Annotated in this window: 13 protein-coding genes; 3 read left to right on the top strand and 10 right to left on the bottom strand. The window is 67.2% G+C overall.

Annotation, left to right across the window (positions count from 1 at the left end; translation table 11 throughout):
* Nucleotides 1–131: 131 nt before the first annotated feature.
* Nucleotides 132–1,424: an ArnT family glycosyltransferase gene (locus ACMCNN_RS22535; RefSeq protein ID WP_412742504.1), complete on the bottom strand. Its 1,293-nt coding sequence runs from the start codon at nucleotides 1,422–1,424 to the stop codon at nucleotides 132–134.
* Nucleotides 1,425–1,614: 190 nt separating this feature from the next.
* Between ACMCNN_RS22535 and ACMCNN_RS22540 the strand changes: the two genes are divergently transcribed.
* The gene (locus tag ACMCNN_RS22540; protein WP_412742505.1) at nucleotides 1,615–2,316 is read left to right on the top strand and encodes an FKBP-type peptidyl-prolyl cis-trans isomerase; all 702 of its coding nucleotides are present in this window, start codon (nucleotides 1,615–1,617) and stop codon (nucleotides 2,314–2,316) included.
* A 209-nt stretch (nucleotides 2,317–2,525) separates the two neighbouring features.
* Here ACMCNN_RS22540 and ACMCNN_RS22545 read toward each other — a convergent pair whose 3' ends face one another.
* Nucleotides 2,526–2,867, bottom strand: coding sequence for a hypothetical protein (locus tag ACMCNN_RS22545; RefSeq protein ID WP_412742506.1), 342 nt, complete (start codon nucleotides 2,865–2,867; stop codon nucleotides 2,526–2,528).
* Nucleotides 2,868–2,869: 2 nt separating this feature from the next.
* A complete protein-coding gene (locus tag ACMCNN_RS22550; RefSeq protein WP_412742507.1) occupies nucleotides 2,870–3,151 on the bottom strand; it encodes a hypothetical protein in 282 nt (93 codons plus the stop codon).
* 321 nt (nucleotides 3,152–3,472) lie between these two features.
* Here ACMCNN_RS22550 and ACMCNN_RS22555 point away from each other — a divergent pair, with 321 nt between their 5' ends.
* Entirely contained in the window at nucleotides 3,473–4,753 is a 1,281-nt protein-coding gene (locus tag ACMCNN_RS22555; RefSeq protein WP_412742508.1) for a TolB family protein, read from the top strand.
* Nucleotides 4,754–4,902: 149 nt separating this feature from the next.
* Here the strand turns inward: ACMCNN_RS22555 and ACMCNN_RS22560 are convergent, their stop codons facing one another.
* The 6 genes from ACMCNN_RS22560 to ACMCNN_RS22585 form a co-directional block, all read right to left on the bottom strand.
* Nucleotides 4,903–5,910 carry a helix-turn-helix transcriptional regulator gene (locus ACMCNN_RS22560; protein ID WP_412742509.1) on the bottom strand — a complete coding sequence of 336 codons (1,008 nt, stop codon included), beginning with the start codon at nucleotides 5,908–5,910 and terminating at the stop codon, nucleotides 4,903–4,905.
* The gene (locus tag ACMCNN_RS22565; RefSeq protein ID WP_412742510.1) at nucleotides 5,907–6,842 is read right to left on the bottom strand and encodes a helix-turn-helix transcriptional regulator; all 936 of its coding nucleotides are present in this window, start codon (nucleotides 6,840–6,842) and stop codon (nucleotides 5,907–5,909) included. Before ACMCNN_RS22565 ends, ACMCNN_RS22560 begins: the two co-directional genes overlap by 4 nt.
* Before the next feature lie 576 nt (nucleotides 6,843–7,418).
* Complete coding sequence (locus ACMCNN_RS22570) at nucleotides 7,419–8,678, bottom strand: IS256 family transposase (RefSeq protein WP_412747169.1); 1,260 nt, start codon at nucleotides 8,676–8,678, stop codon at nucleotides 7,419–7,421.
* 224 nt (nucleotides 8,679–8,902) lie between these two features.
* A complete protein-coding gene (locus ACMCNN_RS22575; RefSeq protein ID WP_412742511.1) occupies nucleotides 8,903–9,601 on the bottom strand; it encodes a class I SAM-dependent methyltransferase in 699 nt (232 codons plus the stop codon).
* A complete protein-coding gene (locus tag ACMCNN_RS22580) occupies nucleotides 9,598–10,008 on the bottom strand; it encodes a DMT family transporter (protein WP_412742512.1) in 411 nt (136 codons plus the stop codon). The genes ACMCNN_RS22575 and ACMCNN_RS22580 overlap by 4 nt, the downstream gene beginning before the upstream one ends.
* Complete coding sequence (locus ACMCNN_RS22585) at nucleotides 10,005–10,238, bottom strand: hypothetical protein (protein WP_412742513.1); 234 nt, start codon at nucleotides 10,236–10,238, stop codon at nucleotides 10,005–10,007. The genes ACMCNN_RS22580 and ACMCNN_RS22585 overlap by 4 nt, the downstream gene beginning before the upstream one ends.
* Nucleotides 10,239–10,602: 364 nt before the next feature.
* Between ACMCNN_RS22585 and ACMCNN_RS22590 the strand changes: the two genes are divergently transcribed.
* Nucleotides 10,603–10,911 carry a transposase gene (locus ACMCNN_RS22590; protein WP_412742514.1) on the top strand — a complete coding sequence of 103 codons (309 nt, stop codon included), beginning with the start codon at nucleotides 10,603–10,605 and terminating at the stop codon, nucleotides 10,909–10,911.
* A gap of 756 nt (nucleotides 10,912–11,667) precedes the next feature.
* On the opposite strand, the gene ACMCNN_RS22595 is transcribed toward ACMCNN_RS22590, so the two are convergent.
* Nucleotides 11,668–12,030 carry a YciI family protein gene (locus ACMCNN_RS22595; protein ID WP_412742515.1) on the bottom strand — a complete coding sequence of 121 codons (363 nt, stop codon included), beginning with the start codon at nucleotides 12,028–12,030 and terminating at the stop codon, nucleotides 11,668–11,670.
* Between the last annotated feature and the right edge of the window lie 145 nt (nucleotides 12,031–12,175).

Here is a 12,175-nt window from a genome sequence, read left to right on the forward strand (position 1 = left end):
AGGCGGGCGAAAGAGGTGGACGGCGCCACCATCGGAGCCCGGCCGATGCGGGGATCTCAGACCTGGGCGCCGGAGTCCTTCGACGGCGTGACGGTCGCCCGAGCATCAGCGCCGGTCGGATGCGACACCCTTCAAGTTCGAGGAATCGGCAAGCTGGTCCCCTCCGTCCGGCACAACGCGACTCCAACCGCAACAGCAAAGATCGGCATCATCGGGTAACGGAACCGATCCCATGCCGGGAAGAACGCGAAAACCCCGGTGTAGTAGACCAGAAACCCTCCAAGTAGCACCGTGGGCCAGCGCCACCTTCTCCACGCCTTCATGAACCCGGTCAGCGCGAGGAACATGAACCCCCAGTAGACCAACGTTGACACACGCATGAGGCGGCGCAGATCCGATTGAGACCAATCGGTCCCACGGGCCACGTAGATCCAAGCGTTCTCAGACTTCGCGTACAGCCCGAGAATCTTCTTCGGCGCGTGCTCGACAACACTCATCGGATGATCCTGAAGGTAACCGACAAACGCCCGCTTGGCAGCGTCGTTACGTTCGACCTCGTCTTTTACCGAGGCGATCGGATTGGCGACGGGGTCACGCGACCACCAATAGCCGTTATCGGTGTGCACCCCCTGCCACAGGTTGATCCCGCCATTGTTCGAGACCAGTGTCGGCGACCCGAGCATCACGAAATTGCGGACGGTCCACGGTGCGATCACCGCCAACATGACGACGGCCATCACCGCAGTCCGGACGACAGGCAGCACCAGCCGCCGCCGGTAGGCGATGCCGATCATGCAGAGTACGACGGGAAACAGCAGAACGGTCGGACGCACCAAGCAGGCGGTACCGAGCAGTGCACCGACGACACACACCCGCCACCAACCGGGCAGCCGGACGGCGGCGCAGAGCATCGCCATCACCAGCAGTGTGAACAGCGGCTCAGTACCCAGCACCGCTGTCCATGCCCACGACTCCGGCAACAACGACCAGGCCAATGCGGCCACGAAACCCACTCTGACGGATCCGGTGATCCGCTTCGTCAGTGAGAAGACCAGCACCGCCACACCGGTCGTCAACAGGACCTGGGCGGCGAGACCGACCCACAGTTGCGGGCCGAACGTCCTGAACAGCACCGACAGCACCAACGGCCAGCCAGGGGGCCAATACGCAGTCGGATGACCGTGCATCTGGTAGCCGCCGCCTTCGGCCAGCGTTCGCGCGGACTCGAAATAGAAACTGAAGTCGGAAACAGGCGTGGGATGGACGAAGGTTACCCATGCGCCGCGAATAGCCAGGTTCACGACCACCACCAGCACCACAGCGGGCCACGCCGACGAACCTCGCGTTCGGCGGCCGCGGGCGGCCCGGGGCGCCGAGACCGCTGCGCCGGTCTCGGCCCGATCAAGAGCGGGTGTCTCCGTCACGATGCCGGATCCTATCCGGGCATTACAGGGCAAACCGGTTTACACAGTACGCGGCGCGTTGGCGAGAACCGAGGAAGGGCCGGCGAACTGACTCCCGACGCAAGTCCGCCCCTCCGTCACTGAGGAACGCCGTCCTGCGTCCCGGCGCCGGGTGTCAGACACGCCCGGTCGGGTGTCGTATTGTCAGAAAATGCCCGATCCCGACACGAGCCGCGACAGCGCGGCTGCCAAACGAGCCGCCGCTGGGACGCCGCGCAAAGACGCCGGCGGGCAGCCGTTGAGGACGAAGGCCGACAAGCGTGCCGAGGCCAAAGCCGCCAAGGCGCGTGCTCAGGCGATGCAGAAGCGCCGCCAGGCGTTGGCCGGCGTCGGCGCCGCGCTGTTCGTGCTGGCCCTGGTCGTCGGGCTGGTCGTGTGGATCAAACACTCGTCGCCCCCGAACTCGGTCACCGCGAGCGCGGTCGACAGTTCCACCACGACCCCGTCGAGCACGGCGTTTCCGCCGCTGCCCCCGGGTGCCGACCCGGCCCTGAGCACCAAGCCGACCGTTACCGCGGGCACGGGCGACCTCACCAAACTCACGACGACGCCCCTCATCCAGGGCACGGGCGCTGCGGTCAGCTCCGGTCAGACGGTCACCGTGAACTATGTCGGCGCCACCTACGCCGACGGCAAGGAGTTCGACTCCTCCTGGAGCCGCTCGGAGGCGTTCAGCTTCCCGATCGGAGCCGGCCGCGTCATCGAGGGCTGGGACCAGGGGCTGATCGGGGTCAAGGTGGGCAGCCGGGTCCAACTCGACATCCCGGCGGACATGGCCTATGGGGAGAATCCGGGCGGTGGACAACCGGCCGGCGCGCTGCGATTCGTCGTCGATGTCCTCTCGACGTCCTGACCACAGGCGCCCATCTGCGGTCGAGATTCCAGCGATGTCGGGCAGATCGTCAGCCCGAGCTGCATCCGTACTGGCACTACGAGACATCGACTGTCATGCCCTTCGACGCCCTGTTGTGCCAGCTCTGCACCAACACGATCTTGGCAACCCAAGATCTCAGCCTGCATCGACGGACTGACGGCGAATTCAGCCAGCCGCCCGGAAAGCCACTACGTTGGCGACAGCAACCAGCCGCCCACCAGGCCAACGGCGGCCAGCAGGAAGCCGGCAATCAGGGCCGGGCTCCGCACCGGACGGCCAGCGAGGATGCCAACGAGACCAGCAGTCAGGCCCAATAGAGCCGCCGCGCCGGGCAGGGGGCGGGCCCAGTCCGGCCCGCGCATCGGGCAGACCATCTGCCCGCCGGTGCCGAAGCAGGCGTTGGACATGAGATAGCTCGAATCGAAGATCACATATCCGACCAACAAGAACAGCAAGCCGAATACCCCGATGAATCCGACGACATCATGCAAGCCGCCGTACCGCGCGCTGGTGAACCGTCCGGGCCGCACCGTTATCCATTTTCTTCCGGGCTGACGCAATTCTCGCAACGGCTAGCGTCCGACCGCTCGCGCAGTTCCCTGCGCCACAACTCATGTTCCCGCATCAGCCAGGCAGCCCCCTGGAGCATGAATGCCGCCAGGAACCAACCGAACCAAAACAGGCCCCAGACCCTTCGGTTGTCGTGGTCGATACCGTCGGCGTTCAAGGTGATGACACCTGCGACGAACGCGACCACCATGAGCACCGGCAGAACGGCGCGTGATGCTGGGTGCAGGCGGGGCAGCTCGGGCATGGGGCAATCTCCTCGTCGGGAACGGGTCATCCTGGCTGCTCGAACGCAGGCGAACAAGGCCCGACTGGTCACGCTGCCGTCATTCCCACGGACACGCCTGAGGTCGGCCGTTGGTGCCCCGCGGCCGCATCGCACGGGACGGTTTGGGAGCCGACATCCTGGTCCAGGGACCTGTGATCGGAGGGCTCCTCCAGGAGCATGGACGTACATCGATATTGATACTCTCGACGCCGCTCCCGCCCGGTCGGGTTGCGTTCATCGATGGTACGGGGGAGGAACACGATGCGTCGCATCGCATTGTCAGCTGCTATCGCAGTGGCTGTGGGGACCACGGCAGTGGTCGCCACGCCGGCCGCTTGGGCCGACGGGCCCACGGGCGCGTCCCGGGTCAGCGTCGCCTATGACGGCGGGCCCGCCAGCGACTCCAGTCACTTCCCGGTCGTCTCCGGCGACGGCCGGGTGGTCGCATTCGGGTCCAATGCCAACAACATCGTCCGGCAGGACTTCAACAATGTGTACGACACCTTTGTCCGGGATCTGAGTACCGGAGTCAGCACACGGGTCAGTGTCGCGACCGACGGCACCCCGGCCAACGCCGCCAGCTACGGAGCCGCGCTCTCGTACGATGGAAGGTTTGTCGCCTTCTACTCGGCCGCCACGAATCTGGTGCCGGGCGACACCAACAAGGCCTCCGACGTCTTCGTTCACGACCGGCAGACCGGCACCACGAGCCGGGTGAGCGTGGCGACCGATGGCACCGAGGCGAACGGTTCGAGCCAGAACCCGCAGGTGTCCGCCGACGGGCGGTGGGTTACCTACAGTACGACCGCGACCAATCTTGCCCCGGGTGCGGTCGGCTCGAAGTCCAAGGTGCTCCTGCACGATCGGGAGACCGGCAGGACCACCGAGGTCAGTGTCCGGCCCGACGGTACGTCCGGTTCCGAGGAGAGCCGCCTTCCGAGCATCTCCGCCGACGGCCGGTACGTCGGCTTCATCTCCTCGGATCGGCAGATCGTGCCCTCACCGCGGTTCATCCCCATGAACGCGTACGTGCGCGACATGCAGTCCGACACCACCGTTCGGGTCAATGCGACATCGCTCTCGAGCCTCGGTTACGCGATTCCGAAGGTGGGAACCCCCGTGCTGGTGTCCTCGGACGGCCGGTACGCGAGCCTTTTCACCGACACGGCCATGGTGCCCGAGGACACGAACCACGCCGCTGACGCGTACCGCATCGAGCTGGCGACCGGCTCGGTGACCCGGGTCAGCGTGGGAGTCGACGGCGTTCAGGGCGACAGGGCCAGCGGCCTCACCGTGACCGGCGCGCCGATGTCGGCCGATGGGCGGTACGTCGCGTTCGACAGCGAGGCGACGAACCTCGTTCCCGGCGACACCAACGGCGTGCGCGACATTTTCGTCCGGGACACGGTAGGCGGCACCACCACCCTGGTCAGCAAGGGCGAGGCGCCGAACACTCGGGCCTCCTACTACCCAGCGATCGCGGCGGACGGGAGCGTCGTGGTGTTCACCACCGACGGAGCGCTGACCGCCGACGACACGAACCTCCGCAATGACGTCTACCTCGCCCGCTACCAGGGCTGATCTCAAGTGAGCAGTCCTCGCCGAGATCACTGAATCCTGGACGCGAACGCAGCGGGCCCGACCTCTTGACAGGGCCCGCTGCGGGCGGTGCGCGACGTGCGCATCGGCGCGGCTCGGGTCAATCTTGCGGCGGCGCATTCGCGTTCCGGCTAGCGATCCGGTGTCCGGCCGGGCGGTCGGCCGTAGGCGCGGTGGTAGTCGGCTGTGAACCGGCTTATGTCGGGGTAGCCCCAATGTGCGGCGATGTCGGCGAGGGTGGCGCGGTCGCCGGGCATGAGGTCGCGGAGTTGCTGGTGGGCGCGGTCGAGCCGGACTCTGCGTAGGAATGCCATGGGGGTGGTGTCCAGGTGGCGGCGGAAGGCGCGCCGGACGGCGTGGACGCTGACGTGGGCGGCCCGGGCGATGTCGATGAGGCTGATGTCGAGGTCGGCGTTTGCGTCGATGAACGCGGTCGCGCGGGTCAGGGCGGCCGGGGTGGCGTCGGTGCGATCCTGGTAGCACGGCTCGGGGGTGCAGGTGTTGGGAAACGTGGTCAGCACGGCCGCCGCCAGCAGCCGGGTCAGCGGCCCGATCATCAGGGGATGGGTGATGAACTCGGGGCTGTTGTTCAGGCTGTCGCTGACGTAATCGACGACGTGCAGCCAGCGGCCGGCATCCGCGGGGTGGGCGGGGCGCCGGGCGGTGAAGCACAGCGGGGGCAGGGGATCCTCGGGGCGGTTGCGGGCGGCCTCGGCGATCGCCTGCGGCGCGAGGCCGACCAGCGAGCCCAGGAACGATTCCTGCCGCAGGTGGCATGGTCTGTCCGTGTCGGCTTGCAGGAAGAGGTCGCCGGGGCCGAACCGATCGTCATGGGCAAGGTCGGTGCGTACCCCGCGATGGACCCGTACCACGCTGATCGGCATGAAGTGGCGACCACGGAGTTCGGTCGTCGCCTGGTGTTCCATGGTGTCGAGATGAAACGGTCCGGGGTCAAGCCGCACGTGGCGGAGAAGGTAGGTGGCGGGGTCGCGCTGGATGGTCAGCATCGCGTCGTACGCGGCGGTGAGATAGGTCCGGGCGCGGTCCGGGTCGGTGGTGGCGAACTCGACCCGGTGCCGGGTCGGCTCTCGGACGACCACCGTGGCGGGCACGTGACCGGACATGCGGGGCTTCTTCATGACCGGAGGGTCCGGGTCGGAGTCTGACCGAACGTCTGCCGATAGTCGGCGGCGAAGCGGTGCTGGCCGGCGAACCCCCAGCGGGCGGCGACGTCCGTGACGGTGACCCCGTCGCCCAGATCGGCGGCGATCAGCTCCTCGTGGGCTCGGGCCAACCGCACGCGGCGCAGGTAGGCCGCGGGGGTGGTATCCAGGTGGCGGCGAAACGCCTGATGCAGGGTACGGGGCACCACCCGGGCTGCCGCCGCGATGTCGGTCAGGGTGATCGGTTGTTCGGGGTGGGCGTCGATGAACGCCGTCGCCCGGCGTGCCACGGCCGGGGTGGCCGGGTCGCGAGGCCGGCGCTGCTCGGTGATCATGGTCGTGTTCGGGAACGTGGCCAGCAGACTTGCCGCGACCGCCTGTTCAGCGGCGGCAAGCAGCAGCGGCGGCTCCAGGTCACCGCGGTAGATGCCGCGCCGCGCGAACGTCAGTGTGGTCGACCATTGCCGCTGCGCCGCCGCCGAGATCGGCTGCAGCCCGGTGAACTGGACCCGCGTACCGTCCAGCCCGGTCTGCTCCTCGGCCACCCGCAGCAGCACCTCCCACCTCACGCGCACACCGGTGTACTGGCAACAGTCACTGACTATCGTGACGCCGTCGGGTGGGAACAGCCACAGGCCGCGCTTGCCCACCCGCACCTCCTCACCGTGCCAGCGCATCAGGTGCCGACCGGCAGCCACCTGCGCGCCCATCACGTAGGAGGTGGGCGGCCACTCCGCATACGCGGTCACCGCCGTGTAGCGGGTATAACCGGACGTCAGCACGCCGAGAGCAGCGGCCTCGGTATGGAACTCGAACCCGTGGGCCCGGGGCCGTACCCAGCGCCGATGGTCGGCATAGACGGCGCAGGCCCACGCATAGTGCTCGTCAGGGTCACGGGTACGAACCATGCTGATGTGCGACGGCGGCCCTGCGCTGGCCGCGCCCCCACCACTGGCACGCCGGAAGGCGATGGGGTCCTGCTCCGGCATCACCACCCCCAAGGCTGTGCCACGCCACCTCGACACGGCGCTCCATATCGACCCGGGGCGGACATCGTTCACCCTGCCACCCCACCCCGCATGGCGATAGGTCTGTAGGACCCTGCCCGATCGTGTCGAAACTGGACCTCCGCAGCCCACGGCTGGTGTTCCGAGCCACTGTCCTGGGCGGACGGCAGCTAACCACGGAGGAACGCGCCGCTCTGACTGGTGGACACCCAGCACAGTGGCACTCCGGATGGGCGAGACATTCGCAGTTCGCGCCCTGGACGCCCTCGGTTCCCACGACGTCGCGGTTCGGCTGCACGACGGCGTGAAGCTCATCAACTCGTAGCCCCAGAGCGTCTGGACGCCAGCCCCCGGTCGCCGTACGAACAGCGCACCGAGCACTCATTCGCGACCTGGCCCGTTAGAGCCCCCAACCCGATCTGACCTCCGGTCGCGGCGGCAGTGCAGGGGCCTGTCAAACGAACGGTGTAACAGCGGTTAGTTGGTGGTCGGGTTGAGGCGGCCTTCGAAGGTCATCTCGAAGGCGTTCAGGGCGGGTTTCCAGCGCATCGCCCACCGGCGTCGTCCGACGCCGGTCGGGTCGAGGCTCATGATGGCCAGGTAGACACATTTCAGCGCCGCTTGCTCGTTCGGGAAGTGCCCCCGGGCTCGCACTGCCCGGCGGATGCGGGCGTTCACGCTCTCGATCGCGTTCGTCGAACACACAATTTTGCGGATCTCGACGTCGAAGGCCAGGAACGGCACGAACTCCGCCCAGGCGTTCTCCCAGAGCCGCACGATCGCCGGGTAGCGCTCGCCCCAGGCTTCGGCAAACTCGCCGAACCGGGCCTTCGCGGCGGCTTCAGTGGCGGCGGTGTAGACCGGCCGCAACGCTTTGGCGATGGCGTCGTAGTGCTGGCGGCCGGCGTACCGGAACGAGTTGCGCAGCAGGTGGATCACGCAGGTCTGCACCACCGCGAGGGGCCAGGTCTGCCCGATCGCGTCGGGCAGACCTTTGAGCCCGTCGCAGACCACCATGCAGGCGTCGGCAACGCCCCGGTTCTTCAGTTCGGTGAGGACCTGCAGCCAGTACTTGGCGCCCTCGCCGCCGTCGCCGGCCCAAAGCCCGAGGATGTCGCGGGTGCCCTCGACGGTGACGGCCAGAGCGACGTAAATGGGCCGGTTGGCGACCTTGCCATCGCGGATCTTCACGTGCACGGCGTCCAGGAAGATCACCGGATAGACCGGGTCGAGGGGCCGGTTCTGCCACTCGGCCATCGCGTCCAGGACCCGGTCGGTAATCGTGGAGATGGTCTGCCGTGACACCTCGGCCCCGTAAACCTCGGCCAGGTGAGCTTGGATCTCGCCGGTCGTCAGCCCTTTCGCGGACAGGGAGATCACCATGTCCTCAACCCCGGTCAGCCGGCGCTGGCGTTTCTTGACGATCTGCGGCTCGAAGCTGCCCTCACGGTCACGCGGCACGCTGATGTCGACCGGGCCGACCTCGGTCAGCACGGTCTTGGACCGGTTGCCGTTGCGCGAGTTGCCGCCGTTCTTGCCGGCCGGGTCGCCCTTGTCATAGCCGAGATGGTCGGTGATCTCGCCGTCCAGGGCGGCCTCGACCACGCGTTTGGTCAGCTGCTGCAGCAGACCGCCTTCGCCGGTCAGCTGCAGGCCCGCTGCGCGGGCCTGCTCGACCAGCCGGCCGACCAGTTCAGCGTCCACACCGTCGTCGACCGGCTTGTTCTTCTTCGACACCGCCGCAGTATCCACGGTGCTCGCTGGGTCAGTCATCAGGTGCTACTCCCTTGATCAGGAGTTACACCGTTCGTTTTACAGACCCCAGTGCAGCGAAAACCAGCCCCGGCCGATGCCTGTGTGACGCCTCTCGTAGACCTCGAAGCCGGCTGCGGCGAGCAATTCGGTCTGCGCCTGCGCTGGGTGGAAGGCGAACCACAGGGTGCCTGCTCGCCTGGATTCCCTCACGGTGCCGGTTCTGCTGCTGGCCTTGGCGCCTCGGCGTCGGCCGGGTCGGAGCTGAGTGGCACGCGGCAGATCCAGAGATGTGCGGGTGGCACATTGCGCCAGACGATCGGGCTGCGCGTCACGTCGCCGAACGTCGCGGTAAGACGCCTGCGGAACTGCCTTGTGGCCGGCAGCGGCCGGACCGGGACGGTGATGATCGTGGCGAAGGTGCCGTGCGGGTGCAGGACATGGGCGACCCCACTGAGGATCTGCTCCTGGGCTGGCGGCGGTATCAGTGACCAGGGCAGAGCGCTGATGATCAGGTCGACGGGTCCGATGCCGACGTCGTGGAGCAAGCGGGGCAGGTCGGCGGCGTCACCGTGGATGACGTTCAGCGCGGGCCACGCCCGGGTCAGGTAGGCCGCCATCGCGGTGTTGCGTTCGACCGTGCAGAACGTGCTGTCGGGAGGCAACCAGGCCTGTATGGCGCGGGTGATGGTGCCGCTGCCGGGGCCGAGTTCGACGACGGTGCGTGGCATGCGGGCGGTGTCGATCAGGCCGGCGGCCTGTGCCGCCAGGGCCCGGCCGGTCGGGGCGATGGCGCCGATCTCGCGGGGCCTGCGCAGCGCAGCCAGAAGAAACCCAGTCGTGCCACGCACCTGAGCAGCTCTGGTCTGGAAGGCCGGGGGGCTGGGTTGATGCTGGGCCGTGGTCACGGTGATGCCCTTCTGTCGATCTCGGACGCGGTGGTCAGCGAAGACTCACTGCCGTGACTGCTGGCCGCTCGGGCCGGTGCCTCCGGCCGGCCGGTGAGGTGCAGCAGCGTGACACCGCCGATGATGAGGACGATCGCGGCGATCTTGCGGGCGTTCATCGCCTCGCCGAACAGCGCTGCGCCGATGATGGCCAGCGCTGCCGTACCGACTCCCGACCAGATGGCGTAGGCGACGCCGACCTCGATGCCGGCCTTGAGGGCGCGGGCGAAGCAGACGTAGCTGACGATGTAGAGGGCAGCCGTAACGAGGGTCAGGATTCGGCTGCTCAGCCCGTTGGAGGCGGTGAGCGTCGCTGTGGCGATCACCTCGGACACGATCGCCGCGCTGAGCAGGAGCCACGCCGTCATGGCTGCTTCTGCTGGATCTCCTGGCAGACCTCGCGCCCGGCCTGTCGCGTTGCGACAGCACGCAGTGCTCGCAGCAGCTGGTGATCGATGCGGCGCTCGGGTGGCCTGTCGGCTCGTTGCGGGACCGTGCTCGGAGTGGCCGCCGGTTGGCGATGACGGACAGCGACGGCGTACGCCTCGTGCGCGCGACGCATGAGGCCGGCGGACTGCTCCATATCCAAGGCGAACACGTGGTTATCCTCACTACCGTCAATGTGCAATTTGCACTTTCTTTACATGTATTTAGTTTCAAAATACTGCGGGTAGAGGTCTCTCACAAGCGGAAACTTGTCACATGGTTATCCTCACCGCTGTCATTGTGCAATTTGCAGATCCTCGACACGTATTTAGGGCCCCTAACATGATCTACAACTGAACCGATATTGATCAGCGCCACCGTGTTGAGATCCATCTCATTCGAGGGGCGTGGGTCAGCCGTGGATCATCGACGACGATCTGTGGGACCGGATCGGGCCCAAGTGGCCGCCCTGGCCGGACAGAGCACCCGGGCCACGGCCGGTCCCGGACCGTCAGTACCTGTAGGGCATTTTGTTTGTGCTCTACACCGGCATCGGGTGGGAAGACCTGCCGCAGGAACTCGCGTGCGGCTCCGTGATGACCTGCTGGCGACGGCTCAAACGGTGGACCGACGCTGGGGTGTTCGACCGGCTCCACCGCATGCTGCTCGCCGACCTGAACGCTGCGGGCCCGCATCGACTGGTAATCGACTACGCGCGGGCGCCGGGACGGTCCCTCCACAGTGTGTGGGCGATCCGACTACTCCGAGCCTGCCAACTTGGACACCGAGGGTGGAGAGATCGGCCCAATCAAAGCAGGAGTACTGCCGCCCTCCCTTCGCCTTGATCAGGGCAGCCTCTACGCGGGGCAGGCTGATACCAACGCTCCGAGGTCGTGTGGCAGGAGGCCGCAGACCGCGGCGACCCGGACGCCATGGTGGGCCTGGTGTACGGCTCGCGTTGGAGCGCGGCGATCACCAGGGCGCGCTTCGCTGGCTGGACCCGGTCCTGGATCAGGATGCGATCTTCCCCATCACGGCAGTGGGTGTCGCATTCCGTGACCATGGCGACGGCCCAACGGCGCTGCGCGCCTTCAGCCGAGCTATCGACCTTGGCGATCCGTACGCGATGCAGTACACGGCGGCGATGCTCGAGGTCCAGGGCCGCGCTGGTGACGCTGCTCGGTTAGCGCCCAGCCCGAGCGGTGTGGGAGGCCGCGGAGGGCGACGATACGGCGTTTCGGTGACGGCGCCGGGCCCGGATCGGCCGCCGGGACCGGCCGACGCCGCGTACATGCCGCGTTGCATACCGGCGTGCATGCCGCGTGCATGCCGCGCGACGAAGACTGCCAGCGGCACGCACCATCCGCGGCTACTTGTTTCATTGACATAGGACCGCAGCCCCGGCCAGGCCAGGTCGAGGTGATCGACAGGTTCGCTCTCATTTGCGGCTGCCAGACGAGTACGGCGAAGCGCTTCGTCGGCCGGCTCCGGGGCGGCACATTTCTGGCCGCCCCGGAGCCGCGCCTGGGTCGAATGCTGAGCGGTATCGCAGCAGCGACGTTACCCCGGCGCCGGCCACGCTCAGTCGACGAGTGACGATCTCATCCCTGCAAGACGCGCTGCGGCTTGAACCGGCGAACCTCCTGTGGCCAGCCGCATGCCTCCGCGATTTTGCCGGCCCACATCCGGGCGGTGGCCTCATCCGGCACGTTCACGATGGTCAGGCCACCCAGGAACTCTTTGGTCTCGACATAGGGCCCGTCGGTGAAGACGATCGCACCGCTTGTGGCGTCTGCGCTGAAGACCGGGCCGTCCTCTTCCTCCAGGCCCCCAGCGAAGACGAATGCCCCGGCGGCCTTGATCTCGTCAACGACCGCCCTGGCGAGCGGACCGCGCCCGCGGAACCACTCCTCGGTGTGGTCCCCCACCCACTGCTGATTGAAGTAGATAAGGTACTCAGGCATGTCCGCTCCTTCTGATCTTCCGGACCTGATGTCCGTCTCTGCATACGCTACGAACGGCATCCGGCAGATCCGACACTCTCCAGCTTGATTTCTGTCAATGGGTCAACGCGGCCCTCACATCGGCGTGAGAGTACGCGGGACACAT

This window comes from Krasilnikovia sp. MM14-A1004, assembly GCF_047159485.1.
GTDB lineage: Bacteria > Actinomycetota > Actinomycetes > Mycobacteriales > Micromonosporaceae > Actinoplanes.

Bases quoted from the DNA above. Each gene is read 5' to 3' on its own strand.
- ACMCNN_RS22540 (WP_412742505.1), top strand. From the start codon at position 1,615: ATGCCCGATCCCGACACGAGCCGCGACAGCGCGGCTGCCAAACGAGCC.
- ACMCNN_RS22595 (WP_412742515.1), bottom strand. From the start codon at position 12,030: ATGCCTGAGTACCTTATCTACTTCAATCAGCAGTGGGTGGGGGACCAC.
- ACMCNN_RS22580 (WP_412742512.1), bottom strand. From the start codon at position 10,008: ATGACGGCGTGGCTCCTGCTCAGCGCGGCGATCGTGTCCGAGGTGATC.
- ACMCNN_RS22565 (WP_412742510.1), bottom strand. From the start codon at position 6,842: ATGGTTCGTACCCGTGACCCTGACGAGCACTATGCGTGGGCCTGCGCC.
- ACMCNN_RS22560 (WP_412742509.1), bottom strand. From the start codon at position 5,910: ATGAAGAAGCCCCGCATGTCCGGTCACGTGCCCGCCACGGTGGTCGTC.
- ACMCNN_RS22550 (WP_412742507.1), bottom strand. From the start codon at position 3,151: ATGCCCGAGCTGCCCCGCCTGCACCCAGCATCACGCGCCGTTCTGCCG.